Annotated in this window: 16 protein-coding genes, 6 tRNA genes and 2 riboswitches; all 22 genes read right to left on the bottom strand. The window is 48.1% G+C overall.

Annotation, left to right across the window (positions count from 1 at the left end; translation table 11 throughout):
* Nucleotides 1–163 precede the first annotated feature (163 nt).
* Entirely contained in the window at nucleotides 164–2,044 is a 1,881-nt protein-coding gene (locus ADS79_RS00690) for an FtsX-like permease family protein (RefSeq protein WP_049736502.1), read from the bottom strand.
* Nucleotides 2,019–2,789 (bottom strand): ABC transporter ATP-binding protein, encoded by a 771-nt coding sequence (locus ADS79_RS00685; protein ID WP_049736501.1) that lies wholly within the window; start codon nucleotides 2,787–2,789, stop codon nucleotides 2,019–2,021. The genes ADS79_RS00690 and ADS79_RS00685 overlap by 26 nt, the downstream gene beginning before the upstream one ends.
* 67 nt (nucleotides 2,790–2,856) lie before the next feature.
* A complete protein-coding gene (locus ADS79_RS00680) occupies nucleotides 2,857–3,873 on the bottom strand; it encodes a sensor histidine kinase (protein ID WP_049736500.1) in 1,017 nt (338 codons plus the stop codon).
* Nucleotides 3,870–4,568 (bottom strand): response regulator transcription factor, encoded by a 699-nt coding sequence (locus ADS79_RS00675; protein ID WP_049736499.1) that lies wholly within the window; start codon nucleotides 4,566–4,568, stop codon nucleotides 3,870–3,872. Before ADS79_RS00675 ends, ADS79_RS00680 begins: the two co-directional genes overlap by 4 nt.
* A gap of 1,176 nt (nucleotides 4,569–5,744) precedes the next feature.
* The gene (locus ADS79_RS00670) at nucleotides 5,745–6,260 is read right to left on the bottom strand and encodes a sigma-70 family RNA polymerase sigma factor (RefSeq protein WP_049736498.1); all 516 of its coding nucleotides are present in this window, start codon (nucleotides 6,258–6,260) and stop codon (nucleotides 5,745–5,747) included.
* A gap of 268 nt (nucleotides 6,261–6,528) precedes the next feature.
* The gene (purB, locus tag ADS79_RS00665) at nucleotides 6,529–7,824 is read right to left on the bottom strand and encodes an adenylosuccinate lyase (protein ID WP_049736497.1); all 1,296 of its coding nucleotides are present in this window, start codon (nucleotides 7,822–7,824) and stop codon (nucleotides 6,529–6,531) included.
* Nucleotides 7,821–8,984: a 5-(carboxyamino)imidazole ribonucleotide synthase gene (gene purK, locus ADS79_RS00660; RefSeq protein ID WP_049736496.1), complete on the bottom strand. Its 1,164-nt coding sequence runs from the start codon at nucleotides 8,982–8,984 to the stop codon at nucleotides 7,821–7,823. The genes purB and purK overlap by 4 nt, the downstream gene beginning before the upstream one ends.
* A complete protein-coding gene (gene purE, locus ADS79_RS00655; protein WP_049736495.1) occupies nucleotides 8,981–9,469 on the bottom strand; it encodes a 5-(carboxyamino)imidazole ribonucleotide mutase in 489 nt (162 codons plus the stop codon). The genes purK and purE overlap by 4 nt, the downstream gene beginning before the upstream one ends.
* 232 nt (nucleotides 9,470–9,701) lie before the next feature.
* Complete coding sequence (locus tag ADS79_RS00650; RefSeq protein ID WP_049736494.1) at nucleotides 9,702–11,243, bottom strand: M1 family metallopeptidase; 1,542 nt, start codon at nucleotides 11,241–11,243, stop codon at nucleotides 9,702–9,704.
* 52 nt (nucleotides 11,244–11,295) lie between these two features.
* Nucleotides 11,296–12,786 (bottom strand): M1 family metallopeptidase, encoded by a 1,491-nt coding sequence (locus ADS79_RS00645; RefSeq protein WP_049736493.1) that lies wholly within the window; start codon nucleotides 12,784–12,786, stop codon nucleotides 11,296–11,298.
* 56 nt (nucleotides 12,787–12,842) lie between these two features.
* A complete protein-coding gene (locus ADS79_RS00640) occupies nucleotides 12,843–14,141 on the bottom strand; it encodes a histidine--tRNA ligase (RefSeq protein WP_049736958.1) in 1,299 nt (432 codons plus the stop codon).
* 356 nt (nucleotides 14,142–14,497) lie between these two features.
* On the bottom strand, nucleotides 14,498–15,874 hold the full coding sequence (locus ADS79_RS00630; protein WP_049736491.1) for an NCS2 family permease: 1,377 nt from the start codon (nucleotides 15,872–15,874) through the stop codon (nucleotides 14,498–14,500).
* A 116-nt stretch (nucleotides 15,875–15,990) separates the two neighbouring features.
* Nucleotides 15,991–16,092: riboswitch (purine riboswitch) on the bottom strand.
* A 90-nt stretch (nucleotides 16,093–16,182) separates the two neighbouring features.
* The gene (gene guaA / locus ADS79_RS00625; protein WP_049736490.1) at nucleotides 16,183–17,721 is read right to left on the bottom strand and encodes a glutamine-hydrolyzing GMP synthase; all 1,539 of its coding nucleotides are present in this window, start codon (nucleotides 17,719–17,721) and stop codon (nucleotides 16,183–16,185) included.
* A gap of 166 nt (nucleotides 17,722–17,887) precedes the next feature.
* A riboswitch (purine riboswitch) is annotated at nucleotides 17,888–17,990 on the bottom strand.
* Between the two features lie 20 nt (nucleotides 17,991–18,010).
* A complete protein-coding gene (locus ADS79_RS00620; protein ID WP_049736489.1) occupies nucleotides 18,011–20,245 on the bottom strand; it encodes a transglutaminase TgpA family protein in 2,235 nt (744 codons plus the stop codon).
* 4 nt (nucleotides 20,246–20,249) lie between these two features.
* Complete coding sequence (locus tag ADS79_RS00615) at nucleotides 20,250–21,455, bottom strand: DUF58 domain-containing protein (RefSeq protein ID WP_049736488.1); 1,206 nt, start codon at nucleotides 21,453–21,455, stop codon at nucleotides 20,250–20,252.
* A 14-nt stretch (nucleotides 21,456–21,469) separates the two neighbouring features.
* Nucleotides 21,470–22,423 carry an AAA family ATPase gene (locus tag ADS79_RS00610; RefSeq protein ID WP_049736487.1) on the bottom strand — a complete coding sequence of 318 codons (954 nt, stop codon included), beginning with the start codon at nucleotides 22,421–22,423 and terminating at the stop codon, nucleotides 21,470–21,472.
* A gap of 202 nt (nucleotides 22,424–22,625) precedes the next feature.
* Nucleotides 22,626–22,702 (bottom strand) — tRNA-Arg (locus ADS79_RS00605).
* Between the two features lie 3 nt (nucleotides 22,703–22,705).
* Nucleotides 22,706–22,781: transfer RNA gene (locus tag ADS79_RS00600), tRNA-Gly, on the bottom strand.
* A gap of 51 nt (nucleotides 22,782–22,832) precedes the next feature.
* Nucleotides 22,833–22,914: transfer RNA gene (locus ADS79_RS00595), tRNA-Leu, on the bottom strand.
* Between the two features lie 49 nt (nucleotides 22,915–22,963).
* A tRNA-Lys gene (locus tag ADS79_RS00590) sits at nucleotides 22,964–23,039 on the bottom strand.
* Between the two features lie 7 nt (nucleotides 23,040–23,046).
* Nucleotides 23,047–23,121 (bottom strand) — tRNA-Gln (locus tag ADS79_RS00585).
* 7 nt (nucleotides 23,122–23,128) lie between these two features.
* Nucleotides 23,129–23,204, bottom strand: a tRNA-Thr gene (locus ADS79_RS00580).
* Nucleotides 23,205–23,284 lie beyond the last annotated feature (80 nt).

Raw genomic sequence — 23,284 nt, 5'->3', positions numbered from 1 at the left:
GAATTTCGACAATATGCAACATGTATTCAGAAAATTTATTGTTGAAAGCATTTTCATTTATTTATTTTCATTAACGATATTATGTAGATAAATAAAAATATCACTGAAAAAAACACGTAAAAAAGCCTCTTCTTTTCGAAGAGGCTTCCGTTTTTCATCTTTTTTACATGGAACGTTTCAGATGGAACAAATAGCGGTTGCGGATGATCCAGAAGTAGATGCCCTGTACTACCACGAAGCTAATCAGCACGATAGCCGTCGGCTTTACAACTGATGTGATCATGATGATCTTTAGCAAGCTTTGCAGCGAGACAAACGCTACGATGCTGTGAACAATCGCCACTACAATCGGAACGAAAAATAACAACGCAATCTGTGTCGTCACAATCCGGGATAGCTCCCGATCAGATAATCCGATTTTCGATATCGCTCCATACTGTCGCTTGTCATTCTCCAGATCCGTATATAGACGGAAGTAAAGAAAGCTGGCTGCTGCTACAAAGAACAAAACTCCGACAAACAATCCGATAAACAGCATCGTATTTGCCATTTGCTTCATTTCCCGATAGATCGGAGCACGCGCAGTATAGAAGTGATTCTCATTTAAATGTGCGATCTGCTCTTGTAGCTTTACACTTAACTCCTGTGTTTCCTTCCATCTCGGTACAGCATAGTTATACCTTGTTTCTTCCTTCAATCCTGTCAGGTAATCGTATACATGGTTCGGCACTACCGCCAGACGGTCGAAATCAAGTCCACCCAAAAGCGGGTTTAACTTCGCATCCGTTTTAACCATCAAAGTCGTATTTCCTACATTCAATGTTTTCGTTTCGATGTCATCTCCAAACCATCTGACGAGCATAAACACTTCATTGTCGGCAACCTGCAGCTGCCCTGCATTGGCTGCAACCGCAATCTTGTTGTAGTCCGCCAGCTTGACCACGCCTATGCTTTCTTCCTTTTCTGTTTTCGGTAATACCTTTATCGAGACCTCATATTTTTCAAAAGAAAAACCGCCCTGCTGAAGGCTTGTTTCAATCAAGGAAAGATCCTTTGCCGCTTCAGGATTTCCTTGTTTGGTTTGATATTCAAAAGCAAACGGATTCGTTTTCAAGACCGTTTCCTGTATCGACCCTGCCAATGCAGCCAGAGTTCCAATTGCACAAAATGCTACCGTTGAAACGATACACACCAGGAAAAACATCCGGGCATTGTCCTTCATGCGGTAGCCCAGATCCGACAACGTAATCAGGTTCGTCTTCTTCCAATAAATAGATCTTTTCTTTTTCAAAATTCCAATCAAAAACACACTCAATTGCGTAAAGAGCAAATAGGTGCCCGCAATTGTAATAAAGGTCACTGGAAAAAGCAATACCGCTACATACATCCCGTCAGCAGTTAGGGCTAGCGTGTACGCCGTACCCATCAAGCCAATAGCCAAAATGGACAGGAACACAGATGCCTTAGGCTCCCGCTTCGGGCGCTGGCTCCCTTGCAACAGGTCCAATAGACTTCGTTTGCGCAAGAGCAGCACCGTGAATATCGAGATTGCCGCATACAGGATCATAAAAGCAACGAACGTCAAGCCAATCGCCTGCCACGGAAGGTAAAAGGGCAGGGCCTTTACGTCAAGCAAAAAGCCCGCAAATTGGAAAAACAGCTTGGCCAATACTAGCCCAAGTCCAATCCCGCAGATGATCGACACAATCCCAATCAGCATGTTTTCCAGAATGACGAGCCAGTTTCGCTGCATCGGGGTCATCCCATGTATGAACAATATGCCGAATTCTTTTTCTCGCTTCTTCAAAAAAGCACCCACACAATAAAACAAAAAGAAAAACGAAAACAGAAAAATGATGTATTCTGCAACCATCATTCCTGTAGCAACCGATTCATGGATTTCCTCATCCGCAATGGCAGGATGGTAGATAAACATCGCGTAAACGAAAAAGATCATAACGGAAAAGACACTACTCAAGAAAAAAGCTGCGTACGTGCGCTTATTCCGCAAGACGTTATTACACGCGAATTGTCGAAAGGTCATACGTATTGCCCCCTAGGAACGACAATGCGTCAATGATTTTCTGGAAAAAAACCTGACGGCTCTCGCCACGATACATTTCATTATGCAGCTGACCGTCTTTGATAAAAATGACACGATGACAGTAGCTTGCTGCCAGCGCATCATGTGTTACCATCATCATCGTGGTATTTTCCGACTTATTTATAGCCTCCAGCGTCTCCATCACATTACGAGAAGACTTGGAATCGAGATTGCCTGTCGGTTCATCCGCCAGCAAGAGCGATGGTGTATGAATAATGGCGCGCGCAATCGCGGCTCGCTGACGTTGACCGCCAGAAACCTCGTAGGTGCGCTTCTCCAAAATTTCCGCAATCCCCAGCTTGGCCGCCAGTGCTTGCAGCTTTTCTTCAATCGTCGTGACATCCACACCATCGAGGGTGAGCGGCAAAACAATATTTTCCCCAATCGTCAGTGTATCCAAGAGATTGAAGTCTTGAAAAACAAAACCTAATTCACGCCTGCGAAATAACGCCAGCTTTTTCTTTTTCAGTTGATGAGGGTTCGTTCCGTTCAGTAAGACAGCGCCAGAAGTAGGGCTATCAATCGTGGAAATCATATTCAAAAGCGTGGTCTTTCCACTCCCTGACGGACCCATGATGCCCACAAACTCTCCTTTGCGGATCGTAAAGTCGATATCAGTCAACGCGCGGTAAGTTACCTTGCCCCCGTATATTTTGCTTAGGCTTTTTACTGCAAGCATTTCCATGCGATTCACCTTTTTTCTTTCTTCATGCTCCAACTATACGTAAATCGTGTGTTACCTAGCTATCGAATTAACTTTCAGGAAGCTTACGATCTTGTAAGATTGGAACAACCGCAGATAAGACAATCCGAATCGTCGTACCTACACCTACCTCTGATTCCATCTCTACGCCGTGCTGCAAGCGACCGCAAATTTCTTTGACCAAATACAGGCCCATCCCCGTCGATTCCGGGTACTTACGTCCATTTTCTCCCGTAAAATACGGTTGAAATACGCGCCGAATATCTTCAGGTGGAATCCCGATTCCGTAATCCTGAACCTCCAGCAACACGCTAGCTCCTCGTTCATAAGCACGGATCGTCACCTTATTGCTTTTGCCAGCTGAATATCTCACCGCATTCGTCAAGAGCTGATTGAGCACAAAAGACAGCCACTTATCGTCTGATTCCACTCTCCACTGCTCGTCGATTTTTACCTCAGGATAAACCTGGTTGCGAATAAACAGGCGTTTGTTTTCAGCGAGTACGTTTTGCACCAGACACCGCAGAGATACGGGCTCAATCAGGAAGTCCTGCTCGAAGCGATCCAGACGCGCTATGTACAGTACGGTTTCAAGCCCGCGTTTAATTCGATCAACCTCTTCCCGAATGCTCTCGGCAGTCGAGTCATCCTCATCCTGGAGCAAAAGATGAATAACCGAGATCGGCGTTTTCATCTGGTGCACCCATTGCTGGATAAACGTCGTGTAATCGCGCTGCTTGTTCTCATAGGCATGCAGCTGTTCTTTGTACAAGCGGTAATGCTCCAGGCAGTTTTCATCCAGCGCGCGGCACAGGGCGGCGTTGCCATGTGTTTGTGTCAGCTCTTCCAGTGATTCCACCGGTTTGCTTAGACGCTGATAGATCGTTCGGTGGGTCAAGTACCGAACAACGAGAAAAGCTCCTGCAAAAAACAGAGACAAAAAAACTACGTAAATGATTAACGATTCATTCCAATAGCCATCCATAGCAAAAATCAAGATTAAAAGAATCAGCTGGACGAGAAAAAAGGCAGCGAAAGCCCATTGATCCCGAAGGAACAAACTCATTGCCCATCCTCCCAAACCGTCCGCAAGCGGTAGCCAGAACCACGAACCGTTTCGACGGCTCCCTCCAGACCCAAATCCTTTAATTTTCCGCGCACACGCGTGATGTAGACATTCAACGTATTTTCATCGACAAACTGCTCATCCCACAGCTTTTCCAGCAACCGCTCCCGACTGACGACACGCGGATACTGATTCATCAGCGCCTCCAGCAGAAGCGCTTCTTTTTTGCTCAGCTCCACCTTCTGATCCTGCATGCTCAGCTCCATCCGCTCTAAAAACAGCTTGAGACCAGACACCTCTACCGTCCGCTCTCCCTCCTGGGGCGCGTACAAGCCATAGGCACGACGCAGTTGGCTGCGGATTTTGGCGAGCACAACATCATAATCAAACGGCTTTGTGATGTAGTCGTCCGCCCCGTTTTCGAGCGCCATCACCTGATCCATCTTGCTTTCACGAGCAGAGATAAACAGGATCGGGCACTTGGATTCCTGCCGCATCTGCCTGCACCAATAGAACCCGTCAAACTTGGGCAGGTTTACGTCCAGCAAGACAAGATCCGGGCGCGCGCTTACAAACACGTCCATGACACGATCAAAATGCTCAACATTTACTGTACGAAAGCCGTATTTCTCCAACTGACTTTGCAGAAGTTGGTTAATTTTCGGATCATCTTCCACTATCATAATGGTTGACATCAATCGTTCCTCCCACTTTGAGTCTCCATTTGTTTATTACTCTCTACTATATAAGAAAACCTTGATCGAGGCTAATCGAGGATGAGCGACCGCGATTTAGCGGTAAGTTATTCTTGCTGAATCAGGTATGCAGGTACCGGGAAGCGTTTGCTTTCTGATTCAGTAAGAAAACCTTGATCGAGGCTAATCGAGGATGAGCGACCGCGATTTAGCGGTAAGTTATTCTTGCTGAATCAGTTATACAGGTACCGGGAAGCGTTTGCTTTCTGATTCAGTAAGAAAACTTCTATCGAGGCTAATCGAGATGAGCGACCGCGATTTAGCGGTAAGTTATTCTTGCTGAATCAGGATGTAGGTACCGGGAAGCTTTGCTTTCTGATTCAGTAAGAAAACTTCTATCGAGGCTAATCGAGGCTAATCGACCGCGGTTTAGCCGATGAACAAAGGCGTCTTTGTTTGCTGTTATTCGTAGTTTTAGTGGTGGGGAGGAAACAGGGGAAAACGCTCCAGGTACTTGGGCCTCTAGCAGGGAGCGTGCACTGTCCGCTTACGAGAAAAAAGAGAAACCGCGTCCAAAGTGGTCCTCACAAAGATGATTGCTCAGTGGTGGACGCTTAAGGGCGTGTTTCCCTTTTTCCCCTTCAGCTCGGTAGGAGTCCCAAAGACCTTCGCTTTTTTCCCCTGTTTCCTTTGCAAGCTGTAGAGACAGTTGAAACTTGAATTACATACCTAGATCTCTTTGCAAGCTAGCTTTGTCCCAAAAAGCAAAGTTGCTGATGAGGAAAGAGGAGAAAAAAGCGTGAGCTCTTTGGGATACCAACCGAGGTGCAGAGGAAAAAACGAAACACGCCTTTAAGCGTCCACCTTTGAGAAGCTTCACGAAACAACCACTTTGGACGCGGTTTCGTTTTTTCCTTGGAGCTGGGCTCGGACACTTCCAGCTAGTATCCCAAGAAGCTTGAGCGTTTTCTCCACTTTCCTCTCCTCCACCAAAAGCCACGATCAAGTATTCTTTACTTACTTCCTTCTCCTGAACTGTTGTACAGATATTCGAGGGGAAAGAACATAGCTTGTCAATCGCGAGTGGAAGGTTCTAACTAGGCAGGACAGAGAAGCATTTTTCAAGCTATGTGATTCGAGCAGTTCGCTCAAAAAAAGGGAGGACTATTGTCCACCCTACGCATGAGCCACCATCATTTGTTGCAGCTTTTTAATTCCACGGAAGTGCAAAATTTTTACCGAAGCTTCTGTTTTCCCCAGTATCTCCGCGATTTCATTCATTCTCAGGTCAGCGAGGTAACGAAGCGAAATGACGTTGCGCTGGTCTTTGGTCAAGGTATGTACCTTTTGCCACAGTACCTCAGTCGACTCCTGCGTCAGCAGGCACTCTTCCGGCAGCTGATCGGTCGCCTTCATCGTAGCGAATGTATCCTGGTCCACCGGGCACTCTTTCTTTTTGCGCATGTAATCGATCAATGAATTGTGCGCAATTCGGAAAATCCAGGCTCCGAACGGATGACGTCCATCGTACTGCTCCAGCTTGGAGTATACCTTAATAAATACGGTCGTGGTCAAATCCTCCACATCCCAAACATTTTTCACGCGATAACGGAAATAGCGATATATTTTGGCAGAGTACTCTTCGTAGATTTGCTGATGATTTAGTATTGGATATATAAGTGCAGTCTTCATAATCGATCTCCCATTTCATGATCCGTATGAGTTGATTTCATTCTAAAACGGATGCAGAAAGGGAACCATCGAGTTAACTTTCAAGAAGCTTACACTTTTGTAAGGTACTTATAGAGCGCTTGTAAGCTCTCGCATGTATAGGTACGGGAGAGCCCTTCATTTCGTTACAGTTTGAGCCAATCAGAAAAATAATCTTTTACAAGCTAAATAAAGACGCCCCCAAACACTGTCAGGGACGTCTTGAATGATCGATTACATGAACGTAAGCTTACAACAAACCAAGACGCTGGAAAATCGTATCCACATGCTTCAAATGGTAGCGATAATCAAAGCACTCATCCAGCTCTTCTTTGGACAGCGTCGAGCTGACAGTCGCATCCTCGTCCACAATCGCACGGAAGGAGCGCTGTTCTTCCCAAGCCTGCATCGCGCGCGGCTGTACAGTATCGTATGCCTGCTCGCGGCTCATGCCTTTTTCGATTAGCTTCAGCATAACTTGCTGAGAGTAAATCAGGCCAAAGGTACGATCCATGTTGCGCTTCATATTTTCAGGGAAGACAGTCAGGTTTTTCACGATGTTCATAAAGCGGCGCAGCATGTAATTCAGCGCTTGTGTTGCATCTGGCAAAATCACGCGCTCAGCAGAAGAGTGGGAAATATCCCGCTCATGCCAGAGCGATACATTTTCATAGGAAGTAAGCATATGCCCACGGATGACACGAGCCAGACCACAGATGTTTTCGCTGCCGATCGGGTTGCGCTTGTGAGGCATTGCCGAAGAGCCTTTTTGTCCTTTAGCGAACGCTTCTTCAACCTCACGCATTTCGCTCTTTTGCAGACCGCGAATTTCAGTCGCAAACTTCTCCAGGGATGTCGCGATCAGTGCCAATGTTGCCATGTATTCCGCATGACGGTCACGCTGCAAGGTTTGAGTAGAGATCGGAGCCGCAGACAATCCCAGCTTTTCGCATACATAAGCCTCTACGAATGGATCGATGTTGGCATACGTACCTACTGCACCAGAAATTTTACCGAAAGCTACTTCTTTTTTCGCTGCCTGGAAACGAGCCAGATTGCGCTTCATTTCTTCATGCCACAGGGCGAGCTTCAAGCCAAAAGTAGTTGGCTCAGCATGTACGCCGTGGGTTCTGCCCATGCACACTGTATCCTTGTGCTCACGAGCCTTGTCCGCCAAGATCGTGATGAAGTCTTCGATGTCTTTTTCCAAAATCTCGTTTGCCTGGCGCAGCAGGTAAGACAGAGCCGTATCTACCACGTCTGTGGATGTCAGTCCGTAGTGCACCCATTTCTTTTCTTCGCCCAATGTTTCAGAAACCGCACGAGTAAATGCCACTACGTCATGGCGAGTCTCTTCCTCGATTTCATAAATCCGATTAATGTCAAAGCTAGCGCCTTCCCACAGCTTCTTCACGTCTTCTGCTGGAATCACTCCGAGCTTGGACCATGCTTCACATGCGAGGATTTCTACTTCCAGCCAAGCCTTGAATTTGTTTTCTTCGGTCCAGATAGCACGCATTTCTGGTCGGGAATAACGTTCAATCATGATGATACCTCCGTTTTATTGGTCCAGATTTCGAGTTCTTCAATACGGGCAAGCGCTTCCTCTACAGTAGGGGCCAGCACGTTGATATGTCCCATTTTCCGCTTCACCTTGCTCTCTGCCTTTCCGTACAGATGAAGCTTGGCAGAGCGTGGCAGCTTGTCGATACAATCGATGACAGGCTGTAGATGCTCTCCCAAAATATTAACCATGACGACGGGCGAGAGCAACTCTGTTGATCCCAAAGGCAGATTGCACACCGCACGGACATGTTGTTCGAACTGCGAGGTCACGCACGCATCCATGGTGTAATGTCCGGAATTATGCGGGCGCGGAGCCAGTTCATTGACGTACAGCTGATTATCCTCGGTCAAAAACAGCTCAACCGCAATCAAGCCGACCACATCGAGCTTCTCCACGATTGTACGGGCGATTTCCTCGGCACGCTTCTTTACTTCGTCCGAGACGCGCGCAGGTACAATACTCAAGTGCAAAATGTTTTCCTCGTGAATGTTTTCGGCGGTTGGAAAAACAGCCAGCTCTCCTGCAGGATTACGTGCGGCAATGACGGAAAGCTCCATCTGAAACGGAATAAACTGTTCAACGATCAGCTCTGTTCCCGCCTTCGCCAATGTTTCGTACGCTTCCGCAAGCTCGGCTTCGCTTCTCAGCACCCATTGTCCTTTTCCGTCATAGCCACCTGTGGCGGTCTTCATGACGGCTGGCAAGCCCAGCTCGCGAACGGCTTCCTGCAAGTCCTCCAGGCTGTTCACTACGCAAAAAGGAGCAACCGGAATCCCGATCTCACGGATTGCTGTTTTTTCCCGAATTCGGTTTTGGGTGATGCGCAAAAGTCGGCTTCCCTGTGGTACGTAAGCCTGACTTTCCAAAACCTCTGCCACCTGTGCATCCACATTCTCAAACTCATATGATATCACATCACTGACAGCAGCGAGCTGCATAGCTGCATTTACATCATCGTAGCTGGCGACAATTTGCCGGTCGGCTGCCTGTGCGCATGGTGCATCCTCTGTTGGGTCCATCGTGACAAAACGGTAGCCCATAGCTCGTCCAGCCAAAGCAATCATGCGTCCGAGCTGTCCACCGCCAAGTATACCAATGGTCGATCCTGGTTTTATCAGCTTGCTATCCCTGTTTGTCATACCAGTTCACTAGCCTCCAGCACTTTATTCCGAACCTCGTCCCGTCTGACGACAAAGCGCTCCTGAATGTCCGGATATTTAATTCCCAAAATTTGCGCTGCCAACAGTCCGGCATTGATCGCTCCCGCTTTTCCGATTGCTACAGTCGCCACCGGTACTCCGCCAGGCATCTGCACGATAGACAGAAGCGAATCCAAGCCATTCAGGTTTGAAGATTTAACGGGTACACCGATGACAGGCAGTTCCGTTTTGGCAGCTACCATCCCAGGCAAATGTGCTGCGCCACCTGCTCCCGCGATGATGACCTCTAAACCGCGGTCTTTGGCGCTTTCCGCGTACGTAAACATCAGGTCCGGTGTACGGTGAGCCGACACTACCTTCTTTTCATAGGGTACTTGCAGCTCATCCAGAATCGCGCAAGCTTCCTTCATCGTTTCCCAGTCCGACGTGCTGCCCATAATAACCCCAACCAACGGTTTGACCATGCACCCTTCGCCCCCTACTTTTTTCATAAAAGTGGATGACCGCTTGTGATCAAACAAAACGGTCATTCCGTTTTGTATCCTCAAAAGAAAACCCAACCGACTAACGGCTTTGTCCGCCGTACTCATCGCCTGGGCTATTCGTACTCGTTTGCTTTCAACATATTCAGTTTAGCAGGGAGAAAGTTTGCCTGTCAACCTCGCTTCCGAACATTGCAAAAAGAGTTTCAATCCATCATTCGTGTTTAACTCTTTTCATCCATTCTTCCGCTTGTGCTGCCTTATCCAGCTTCAATCCAAGCCAGTAATCAAAAAATGAGGTAGCATCCGCACCTGAAGCCTCCGAGAACATCTGTACAAGCCGTTTCCCGCTCGCTTGGCGATATTGATTCTCTACTACGTAATTTCGCAAAATCTGATGCAATCGCTCAGCGCCCCACGCTTCCTTCAAAGTCAACCACATGATGCCCGCACGCCCATAAACGAGATCGTTGTAGCTTTTCCAGTCGGGGTATTGATCGACACTGTTCCACGCATTCAAGCCACGAGAAGCATAGGCCTCGGCCGCACGTGATTGACTGCGCCTCAGATGAATATAGCTCTGTGCGCGAGTTTCATCCAACTGCTCCAAAAATGCCATCGTTGCATAGTCGGTCAATCCCTCATCCAGCCAGGCTTCTCGCACCTCGTCACTGCCAATCAGCCCGTAAAACCATTGATGTGCAGTTTCATGCGCCACAACAGCTTCTCCGATCGGATCGCTTCGATTAAACAGGTCATCTTGGATAAAAACGATGCAAGGATACTCCATCCCTCCAAAAAAACCGCCCGTTTTGACAACATCATACTCTTTGTAAGGATAGAGGCTAAACTGCTTACTGTAATAAGCCAGTGATTGCGTAGCTACTTGATGGAGCCTGTCGACAACAGCAGGATCATCTCCCAGCTGCCACCATGTGTTTACAGTTGTATCCCCTACTTTGCTGCTCGTCTGGCGATACGTATCATCCATAATCACCATGGCAAAATCACGAACGTTCCACGCGTCCAGCTCATAGGTACTTCGGCGCTCGGGACGTGTCTCTGTGACGACTGCTATACTCTCAATTCCGCTTGTAGCGAGTTGATAGCCTGCCGGAAGATGCACACGCAGATGATAATTAGCCATGTCACTGTAAAAGGGATCGCCAATAGAGGAATAGGGGTCAAGACGCCATCCATCCCCGTCCTTGATGGAGAGAATCGGCAGCCAGTTGCCCAGCCACATGGCGTGATCGTTGAATGACAGACGCCCGTTGTTATACGGCACCTGCAACCGAAAGCTCATCTCTACCTCTGTCTGCTTCAACGACTGCCAGGTGGCTGCGAGTGGGACTCGAAGCAGAGTATTTGTCTTCCCTTCATAGTCCACACCAACTACCTGACCGTCTACCCGAACATCTGTGACAGATATTCCACCTGGCTCACGCTGCTTCCCGAGTACCTGCTCCCAGTTTTGGCCGCTCAAGTCGGCATTTGGTTGAAAGGCATTTGGGTACAAGTGAAAAAAGGCCTGGTCATCCTGTGGAGCAAACCGAACGGAAAGCGTACCGGTTACAACCTTTTCCTTCATATCCATCCATATATCCGCCCGGTATGTTACTGGGGCTGGCGGCGGATCTGGTAGCTTGGGGTTCTTTTCACCCGCACCTGCAAGTCCGGACCATGGCTTTCCCCATAGAAATCCGGCCAGCACCACTCCGACTATTACACTGAGCACCCACCTTTTCCGCCACATGGCGATCCCCTGCCTTTACATGTCTCCATGTACTCTATCCTTACCGCTTCAGTTATTTTCGTTGCCGCTCTAGCCAAGCTGCTGCTTTTTCCTGTTGACTCATATCAAGCTTCAGCCAGTAATCGAGGAAGCTACTAGCGTCTTCTCCTGCCGCATCAGAAAGCACTGTCTTCCATGCTTCTCCATCGGCAATTCCTAGCCTGTATTTGTCGACGTACTGGTGGAGCACATCATGTAATCGCTTCTCTCCCCATGCTCCTCGCAGCATCCAGAGCATGGACGACGTACGCGAGTAGACCAAATCGCTGTAGCTCTGATTGTCAGGAAAGGCAGCGAGCTCTTGCCAGGGACGCAGCTCTTCCTGCACATAGAACGGTACAATCATTCCATACATCAACCGTTTTCGGACGCGCTCGCCCCCGACCTCTGGATATTTGTTAGATAGAAAAGCGAGGGAGGCATATTCTGTGAACCCTTCATCTAACCAGGCTTCGTGAATTTGATCATTTCCGATCAAACCGTAAAACCACTGATGTGCGGTTTCATGCACGACAGTTGCTGTGGCATTTGTCCCACCGAATGTGAAATGGCTGCCATCCAAAAAGACTAGGGCAGGGTATTCCATGCCATTAATCTCTCCTCCGACACGTACCACATCGTATTCCTTATAGGGATAGGTCCCGAACTGGCTATTGAAATATTCCAGTGACGCGGCTGCTGCATCATGAACATGCTTTGCTCCATCTGCGTCATCTGTATTTCGCCACCACGTTCTGATAACAGTATCCCCAACTTTTCCCTCCAGTCGTTTATAAGTTCCGTCCATGATGACAAGGGCAAAATCCCGTACGTCAGCTGCTCGCAAAAGATAAGTCCTGTCTCCCGACGAAGATGTCTTTACTTCAGCAGTAGAATCTGTTGCCGAGCTAGCAAGCTGATAGCTCTCAGGCATAGTTACATCTACTTCATAGTCTGCGTTCTTGCTGTAAAAGGGATCGCCGGTTGGCTCGTACGGGTCGAGATGCCAGCCATGCTGATCCTCTACGGCCAGGATTGGCAGCCAATTGCCTAACCATATGGAGTGATCATCATAGGACATCCTGCCATCGTTATGGGGGAGCGTCAAATCGAAGTCTAGCGCAATTTTCGTTGGCGTTGATCCAGCCTTCTCGTTATCCGCCTCAGCCAATGGCACTTCGAGTATCGTTCCCGTACGCTTTCCTTCTACCGGCTTTCCATCTACAGAGAGCTTTGTACTAGCATACGTCGCAAGTGTTGGATGATTGCCTAAAAGTTGGTCCCATTGCGCACCAGAATGTTCGCTCGCAAAGGCGTATGGGTAGAGGTGGAGATAGGCGTGCTTGGTATCCTTTGGCCAAAATGTAATGTCTACACTGCCTGTGATGTGTTTCCTCTGAGGGTCGATATTCACTTTTGCCTGATAAATTGCTTTGTCAGAACCTGCATGGTCCTCCGCTTGTACGGGAACCACCAGCCCCCAAAATAACGCCATACAGCCTAGCACAAAGACCGATTTCCTCACGCCATCGCCTCCCTTTTCCCCTATCCTACCTGAATGTGGAAAAAATGAATACCACCTTATTGAGCTGAATAAAGCCACTGCTGCATCTCATCCAAAGGCATGACCTGCTCGGCCCCACGGCGCATATCCCTTATTACGATATTCCCGCTACTAGCTTCGTTTTCTCCATAAATCGCGACAAAAGGAATTTGTTCTTTATTGGCATAATCCAGTGCTTTTTTCAGGCGTTTGCCCGTTAGCTCCAGCTCTACCTTCATTCCGCTGGCCCGCAGCTGGTTGGCTAATGCGAGACTTGCCGCTTCTGTCCCGAGCGGCACAACCAGCACATCAGCCGCACGCTCTTCCAAAGCCGCTGGGAGCATCGCAAGCGCCGTCAGAATCACATCGAGTCCAAATGATATTCCTACTGCCGGATACTCTCTGCCATCCCCGAGAAACCGCCCAATGATTTCATCATATCGTCCGCCGCTCCCAATACTTGAGGAGATGCTGCGATCCTGTAAAAAGATTTCGTATACCGTTCCTGTGTAGATACCCAATCCCCGCGCCAAAAAGGGTGTAAACCGAACATCGCCATTCACCCCGGCTTCTTGTACATAGGCGAAAAGCTGCTTGAGCTCAGCAGCGCCTTCCTGCACAAGTGACGAAGAAAATTGTTCGGTCAGCTGCTCCAGGGACAGAGCACCACTTTTCAAAAAGGAAGTGATCGCGGCAACGATGGACTCCTCCACTTTTCTTTCACGCAGATCCTCCTGCACACCATCGACACCGATCTTTTCCAGTTTATCGAGCGACAGCATCACATCGCCCGACAGTTCTTCGGGAACACCCAGCTCTTGCAGGACACCAGAGAGCAATTTTCGATTATTGACCTCAACGTAAACCTCGAGGTCCAGCTTTTGAAAGGAAGCAAAAGCCATGCTGATTAATTCTGCTTCCGCTAGCATCGAGGACGTCCCGACAATATCGACATCACACTGGATAAATTCGCGGAATCTGCCTGGCTTGACGGGGCCATCGCGAAAAACCTTCCCGATTTCATAGCGTTTGAAAGGCAGACGCATTTCTGGATTCATACCAACCACTTTAGCCAGTGGCACGGTCAAATCATAGCGTAGTGCCAGTTCCCGCTCCCCCTGATCGCTCAAGCGGTACACTTCCTTCAAAATTTCCTCTCCGCCCCCGTACTTCGATGCGAGCAGGTCGTAGTACTGAATCATGGGTGTCTCCAATGGCTTGCATCCGTACGCTTCAAACACACCCTCCAGTGTGCGCCGAATCCGGTTTCGTATCATTTGCTCCTGTGGCATGAAATCCTTGGTTCCTTTTACGCTTCTCAATATTCCGTTTTCCATGGTCGATTGCTCCTTCTCTTCTTTTGTTTTCATTTGTGAAAATGCAAAAAGCCATGCAAGGCAGCTACATGCCCGCATGGCTTAAAAAGTCACCACCGCAGGCACAAAGCACAATAAGCGCTTGCACCTGCGGAAAAATTTCCGAAGATACAAACGCTCTAGCCGTGGTGATGCTGTTGAAGGAATACGTTATTACATCTCATCGTGGATCCCTCTTCAAAAAGATTTTTCCCATCATACATCAGATAGAGGCAAATATGCAAGCACCGGAGTTCAGGGAAATAAAACGGTCATAACCATTTTTCACAGAAAAAAACGGCTCCCGTCCATAGACAGGAAGCCGCTATTCTATTCTCCTATTCGCGCAGCCAGATAAAGTAGGCCAGGAAGACGAAGAACAATACGTACATGGCTGGATGTACTTCACGCGCTTTGCCTTTCAATACCTTCATCACTGGATAAACGATGAAACCAGTAGCAATACCTGTTGCGATACTGTAAGTCAGCGGCATCAAAAGTATGGTCAGGAATGCCGGGAACGCCTCGTCCAAATCCTTCCAAGCAATATGCGCAACGTGGGAAGCCATCAGTACGCCAACGATGATCAATGCTGGCGCTGTAACAGCTGGTGTCACAATCGCAAGAATCGGTGAGAAGAACAATGCCAAAAGGAACATTACCCCTACAACAATCGCAGTAAAGCCAGAGCGACCACCTGCAGCTACACCCGCTGTCGATTCAACATAAGCGGTAGTTGTTGATGTACCCAAAACTGCACCTGCCATACCGGCAACCGCATCAGAAGCAAGCGCTTTTCCTGGACGTGGCAGATTGCCATCCTCTTTTAGTAGGCCAGCTTGACTGGCAACACCCAAGAGAGTACCTGTCGCATCGAAGAAATCAACAAACAAGAACGTCAGGACAACAATCAGCATGTTCACAGTGAACAAAGCAGACGGGTCACCGAGGTATTGGAACGCTGCACCAAATGTAGGCGCAATACTTGGAACTGGCGCAACGATACTGCCTGGTAGACTTACCAATCCAAAGATCATCCCAACCACTGCAGTTACGACCATACCAATAAAAATACCTGCATTGATTTTACGTGAAAGCAGAACAACGGTAACAATCAAACCAAAAACAGCAAGGAGCGCATTTTTCGCAGCTAGAATGTCTTCTGGCTTCATTCCTTCATGGAAGAAGGTCAGGTGCCCCAGCGCTACAAACGTTGCGTCATTTGCAACCACGATCCCTGCATTTTTCAAACCGATAAAAGCAATAAAAAGTCCAATCCCTGCAGATACAGCATATTTCAAGCCTTGTGGAATCGCCCGAATAATCGCTTCACGAACACCTGTAAGTGACAAAATCAAAAAGATGGTACAAGACAGGAAAACGCCGGCGAGAGCCTGTTGCCAAGGAATTTGCATCGTCAAAACAACTGTATAGGTGAAAAAAGCATTCAAGCCCATACCTGGTGCCTGTCCAATTGGCAAACGTCCGAGGAATCCCATCAACAAAGAGCCAATTGCTGCTGCTAGAGCTGTTGCGGTAAAGACGGAATGGAATTCTGGATAGTTTGCTTTCAGTTCAGGCGGTAGATCAGCACCACTAAGTATGAAAGGATTTACTGCCAAGATGTATGCCATTGCCAAGAACGTTGTGATACCCGCGATAATCTCGCGGCGGTAATTGGTGCCTAGTTTGTCGAACTCAAAATACTTCCGCACCTCTAGTCCCCCCATGTTATGGTTGTGGTAAAAAAAGGCCGAGACGCTCATAGTATGCGCCTGGCCTTTTCACAAAACACATCGGGAACAATTTCAAAAATAATAACAATAACGCATCCCGTTGACATTTTGTTCGTAGCCAGGTCGTTAATGGCGACCCCGTAGAAACTCTCGAGCCATATTCCCGAGAATATACGAACCTTCCTATGTTACCTCTTACACATTGAGAAGTGTAACAGGTGCGCATACATATGTCAACGAAAATACGAACGTTAATTTTTACTTACCAACAAACATCCGTGTTTTTACTATTCCCACTCAATTGTTGCTGGTGGTTTGGACGTAACATCATAGACGATACGGTTTACGTTATCTACTTCGTTTACGATACGAGTGGAGATTTTCTCCAATACATCCCAAGGAATGCGTGCCCAGTCAGCAGTCATACCATCAATGGAAGTAACGGCACGAATACCAACCGTGTAAGAGTACGTACGCACATCACCCATTACACCGACCGTTGTCATGTTCGGCAGGGCTGTGAAGTATTGCCAGATTTCTCGATCAAGACCCGCTTTGGCAATCTCTTCACGAAGAATCGCATCGGATTCACGAACAATTTTCAGCTTTTCTTCAGTTACTTCACCCAAAACACGAATACCAAGTCCTGGACCTGGGAACGGTTGGCGCCATACGATCTCATCTGGCAAGCCCAGCTCTGTACCCAGCTTGCGAACCTCATCCTTGAACAGTGTTTTCAATGGTTCAATCAAAGTGAATTTCATGTCTTCAGGCAAACCGCCTACGTTATGGTGCGATTTAATCGTTTGAGCTGTTGCCGTACCGCTCTCAACGATATCTGTATAGAGTGTGCCTTGTGCGAGGAAGTCCATGTCTGTGAGCTTTCCAGCCTCTTCATCAAATACGTAAATAAACTCGTTACCGATGATTTTACGTTTTTGCTCTGGGTCGGAAACGCCTTTCAACTTACTCATGAAGCGTTCGCGAGCATCAATCTTGATTACCTTCATGGAAAACTTTTCAGAGAATGTTTCCATTACGCCTTCAGCTTCTCCCTGGCGAAGCAGTCCATGGTCAACGAACATGCAAGTCAGTTGATCGCCAATGGCTTTGTGGATCAGTGCCGCTACTACAGAGGAGTCTACTCCTCCGCTCAGTGCACACAGTACTTGCTTGCTGCCAACTGTTTCACGGATATGAGCAATTTCATCCTCGATGAACGTAGTCATGCTCCAGTTTGCTTCACATCTACAAACGTTAAACAGGAAGTTGCCAATAAACTCCGTCCCTTTTGCCGTATGGCGAACTTCCGGGTGGAATTGAACACCGTACAGCTTGCGTTCTGGGTGGCTGATCGCAGCTACCGGGCAGCTGTCGCTCACTGCATCTACGCGGAAACCGGTTGGGAGCTCTACTACTTTATCAGAGTGGCTCATCCATACGATTTCATTTGCATCCCATTTTTCGTACAGGCTGTGTGCGTCTTGCAAACGAAGCTCTGCTTTACCGTACTCGCGTTTACCAGCGCGCTCAACCTTTCCTTCGAGCATGTGGCTCATCAATTGCATACCGTAGCAAATACCCAGGATTGGCAAGCCCAGTTCAAAAATAGCAGGGTCTACTTTTGGCGCTCCTTCTTCGTAGACACTCGCTGGACCACCGGAGAAAATAATCCCCTTTGGCTTCATTTCCTTGATTTTCTCCACGGGCGTATTGAATGGTACCAATTCGCTGTAAACACCCAGATCGCGTACACGGCGTGCGATCAACTGATTGTATTGGCCTCCGAAATCAAGTACGACAACCATTTCCACTGACTTGTCCATGACTTCCCCCTTCTCCTGTAATGCACAGGACGTGCAAGTTTCCGCTTCCCCCGGATGTAGATACAAGTTGTCGCATATTTGCAAAAAAACCGGGACTGTTACCTCCGAAAAATCATACGGAGGCAGCGTCCCAGCTTGTGTACACATGTGCGGTTGCATGTACAAAAATCCGAAGTGCTATCCTCGTAGTCGCTCAATTTACGGTTGGGCGGTAGAAACTTTCAGGCCATATTCCTGAACATTATACGAGTCTCATTGATCGTCATTCTAGCAGATGAAACGTCATTGTTCAAGGCTTCAGTTGACGGATCAATCTTTCTATTACTTGCTCTGCCACTGTACGTGCCTTTTGTTCCATCTCCTTGAAGCCGTAAATCGCTCGTTCGTACATCTCAGTTAGATAACGCAGATCCTGTCTTTTGTCGCCCGGAATCGTGAGCCTATTTACATACTCGCGCAAGGTTTCCCCTGCTTGCCTGCGTGCGTACACGCTCTCTACCATCCGCATTAACAGGTTGAATCGGTCTTTATATTGCGTACTCCGCTCATTATGAATTTGCCTGCGAAGCCACCAAACCTGAATATCCTTTTTGCGACGATAGGCTACCACGCCCGCCACTGCAAGCAATGCAACCACTCCAGCATTTACCTGCCACGGGATCGAAAAGCGTTTGCCAGATACCTGATCTCCCTCTTCCAAATTGTCGAGGCGACCGTCGCCACGATCTGGCGTTGCTGTATTCCCCAAATCGGGTAACGGAATCGGAATTTGTGGCTGCGAGGTTTGGAGATCGTAATGAAAACGAACAGGAGACATAAAGGTACTTGTTGCTTCAAACGGAATCCAACCATGTCCCGGGAAGTACACCTCTACCCAGGAGTGGGCATCCTTGTTGCGTATCTCCATAATCTCGTTGTTTTGGCTATCCGTGCCTACGCGCTCACCTGGAGCAAAGCCTTTTACCCAACGTGTCGGGATATCGAGCGTCCGCAGCATAACCGCCATTGAGGTAGAGAAATGGTCACAATAGCCTCTCATGCTGTCAAACAGAAAGTGGTCAACAAAGTCCTGGCCTTCTTGCGGGACAGGAACATCCTTCGTTTCATACTTATATTTTCCACTCGAGCGCAAGTAATTCTCGATTGCTCTTACTTTTTCATAAGGAGTCTTCGCATCCTTGGTCACAGTCTGAGCCAGTTCCTTGACACGTGGAGGCAAAGTAGCTGGCAGCTGCAAGTAGCGCTCCCTAATGTCCTGAGGATAGTCTGTCCCTGCTTGTGTGACTGCTTTTTCACTGACAATCGGCACTTCTGCTTCTAAGTTATACTGATTCAGCTTCAGAAGCGTTCCGTTTGGCCTGGTCACGGACTTCTCATGTTCGCCTTCGATCTGAATCAAGGTTGTCTTTCCTGCATGCACTTCCAACTGCTGGTTCATCATGTCATAGACCACCGTAGCATTTGGCGGCGCGTAGTTGCTGACCTTTTGCAGCTGTCCCGGATAAAAGACGGTTGCGAACTGTTGAGGTCCCTTGAATTCAAGCGAAGCATTCACCTTTTTAGTTTCAAACCCGTGGAATAACGTATCCTTCCACTCGTGCTTCTGAGGGTCCAGGATGGACTCATACTGAGCCTTTTCCTTTTCCCAGCCGACACCCGTATACACATCCTTGGAATCGCCACGCCAGTAGCTCCGCTCATTGGTGGTAGCTATAAACACCAGCGTATTATCCTGTAAAAACGGTCCGCCAAGTCGCTCGTCATTGTTGTCATAGCCAACCTTCTTCATGACACCGACAGGTGCATTGTTATCGCTCCCCGTCAAAAAGGCGACTGGGTCCGGCCAGCTGGCATCCTTTTTCGGAGCAGCATAACCAATCCCTACACTCACTCCTATGACTAACATAGATGCCAACAGCGAGTTCCCCAATATTCGTGCCCTCTTACCAGATAAGGAAGCCATGCTGGTCATTTTTGTAAAATGACTGACCATTAAGAGCAGAAATCCATAGATGAAGGCACGAACAATCCCCGCACTTGCATCATAAGGAAGGAACGTATCCAGCACACATAAATAGAGCTCTGTTAAAAAGACAAACCAGAGTCCTTGGCGTTGCTCCAAAACCAGATACGTCAGCATCGAGATCAAAATGAGCAGAGCCAGATCAAACATGGCATTGCGCGAAACGAGCGACATATCTGCCCAGTTCTGATGCATGACAAGCGGGAAATCCCGGACGATATTTCCATATAGCTCAGCAAGCCATTCCGTCTCAAACAAAGGGGTATCAAACAAGGTTGCATGCAGCAGCCATAACAAGCCCAGCAGCTTGATCGGGAATGTCATCCAGCGAAACGGTACAAGTACGTCAATGATCAAAACACCAGCAGAAATAATAAAGAACGGCCACAAAATACCCGTATCTGTCAGCTCTTGCATCGGGAATAACCATTCACGCAGCAGCAGGAACAGTAAAAGGGCAGAGACCCATTCCAAGAGCGCTGGTCGTTTCCATACGTTCATGAGTCTAGGCACCTCCAATACGCTTCCACTCGTGGTTTTCCATGTGGATCGATGTACATGTGACCTTGTTAGCCATAAGCAGCTGCAGCACATGCTTTTGCTCATCAGAGAGCGATTGTTCAGCATGTACATAAAACAACTGAACCCGCCGCCCCTTTTGAGTCAGGGCAATCAATCTGCTAATGAGCCCTTTCTCCACACGCGGAGTCACGATGACAAGGGTCACACCCTGTGATTGCTCTAATGCTTCGCGCCCGATAATTTTTGCAAACGGGTCGCCTCCCTCAGGCATTACTCTCGCCAATTGATCAAACACTCGTACTAGATGGGCATGGGAGAGAGAAGGTGCCAGCGAGGTCCGCTCTATTTGCTTATAGACCAGCCCGTAGTGATACTGATTGCGGTTTGCATAGGCTATCAGACTCGCTGTCAGCTTTACGGCCGTCTCGAACAATTGTGCAGGCTTATCACGATAGCTCTCTCTTTCCACGTCGAGGAAAAAGACAGCCTGATTCATCGCCTGATGCTCAAACTCTTTTGTTTTTAAACCAGTTCCACGTGCAGATGCTCGCCAGTGAATCTGACTGAGCCGGTCTCCACGATGATATTCCCGAACTCCGCGAACGGCAGCCACATCATCTGATCTCCGATGAGACACGTGCACATTTCCACTAAAGCTCCCATCCCCTAGTGCCCAATGTGTCAGCTCTTTGTATCTCGGGTAGACGAGAAACTCATCGGAAAGCGGAAAGACTTGTCTTCTTTCAAAAAAGCCAAAAAAATCTCCGCCACTCACCGTACAATTCGTCAGACGATAATGACCACGCGGTAAATTCGGAATGACGTAGCGAAATTCTACTTCCCGCTTAAACCAAGGAAAGAGGAGCTGCCGATGTGGCTCGTAAACGCCCGCAAGCCGGTCGGGCAACGGCTCCACAATCATATTCCAGCCTAATGGAAACCTGATCCGTCGTCGCAAGCGAATGGTGACGATTACGCTATCCCCGTCCTGCAATCGGTTCCGATCTACTTCTCGCACTACCTCCAGAGTTGCAAACATCAAATAGTATGCCAGCATTTCGTATACCAAAAAGCCTAAGCTAGCGTAAAATAAAAACCAGCTAGAAAAACCGCCTTGAAACTTCGCGAAGATATATGTGACAATTACGAGTCCAATAATTTTGGCTTTGCCCCACCTTTGCTGTCTCATTCATAGTCACCGCCTCAACTTACTGGAACGCGGGTTTCAGACAAGATCGCCGTCAAAATCCGTTCCACAGTCGATCCTTCCAGACGAGATTCCGGCTTAACCAACATCCGGTGAGCAAAAATGAGTGGCACAAGCTCCTTCACATCATCGGGAATCACATACTCCCGTCCACGAACAAATGCCAATGCCTGTGAAGCCCGATAAAGCGCCAGTGAGCCACGAGGACTTACCCCTAAATAAACGTGATGGTGGTCCCTCGTACGATGACACAAGCGAACGATATACTCTTTTACGCCCTCTGATATCTTCACTGCCGATACTTGCTGCTGGAGCTGTGTTAGCTCCTTAGCCGTCATCACTGGTTCCAGCTGTTCTAATGGATTGGCGTCGGAGAATCTGGAGAGCATGCGCATCTCCTCTTCGACACTTGGATACCCCAGGCTTAATTGCATGAGGAAACGGTCTAGCTGTGCTTCAGGCAACGGAAAGGTACCCTCATACTCCAACGGGTTTTGCGTGGCCATGACAAAAAAAGGCTCTGGCAAACGATATGTGACACCATCCACAGTGACCGAGCGCTCCTCCATTGCCTCAAGAAGGGATGATTGCGTTTTTGGTGAAGTCCGGTTGATTTCATCTGCCAGAACCACATTGGCAAAGATCGGACCTTGGCGAAATTCGAATTCGAGACTCTTTTGATTAAAGATAGCGACCCCCGTAACATCAGTAGGCAGCAAATCGGGCGTAAACTGAATCCGCTTGAATTCTCCACTCACTGATTTCGCTAAAGCGCGCACCAGCATGGTTTTCCCGACACCAGGGACATCCTCCAGCAGAACATGTCCATTAGCCAATACCGCTGCTACCATCATTTCGATGACCGATCTTTTGCCGATTAATACTTTTTCTATATTGTCTATTAATTTCAATACGGCGGGATGCGTATGTTCCATTTTTATTGGATTCATGTAGATACAACTCCTGTTCCATTGTATTCTTCAGTCAGGTGTATAACAGCAACTACATAGGCAAAATGTGCATCCTCATTCTAAAGTAATAGATGAGACTAGGAGATACAAGGGAAAAATACTTAAAATTTGTAAAATTATGAAAGGAATTATACAAAAAAGAGTAGGACAGATTCCTACTCTTCGATTCCATATGCTATAGTGGCGTGCCCTGAGAGATTCGAACTCCCGACCTTTTGATTCGTAGTCAAACGCTCTATCCAGCTGAGCTAAGGGCACAGATGGAGCGGACGAAGGGTCTCGAACCCTCGACCTTCGCCTTGGCAAGGCGACGCTCTACCAATTGAGCTACGTCCGCATGCTAGATGTTAGCATTCTTGCAATAATTGTTATGTCTTCTGTTTAAAAATGGTGCGGGTGAAGGGACTTGAACCCCCACGGTTGCCCGCCAGAACCTAAATCTGGTGCGTCTGCCATTCCGCCACACCCGCATATAAGAAACAGAAGCAATATCATCATTGCCTTTTTAATTGTAAAAACTGGTGAGCCATGAAGGACTCGAACCTTCGACCCTCTGATTAAAAGTCAGATGCTCTACCAACTGAGCTAATGGCTCGTGAAAATGGCTGGGGTACTAGGATTTGAACCTAGGAATGACGGAGTCAAAGTCCGTTGCCTTACCGCTTGGCTATACCCCAATAGTAATGGTGCCGGCAATAGGACTTGAACCCACAACCCCCTGATTACAAGTCAGGTGCTCTACCAATTGAGCTATACCGGCACGTTTGTAAAGTATGAATGGTGGCTCGGGACGGAATCGAACCGCCGACACGAGGATTTTCAGTCCTCTGCTCTACCGAC

It is taken from the genome of Brevibacillus reuszeri (assembly GCF_001187725.1).
Classification (GTDB): Bacteria; Bacillota; Bacilli; order Brevibacillales; family Brevibacillaceae; genus Brevibacillus; species Brevibacillus reuszeri.
Note: the sequence above shows the minus strand (reverse complement) of the source record. Positions and strands in the feature narration are given on the sequence as shown.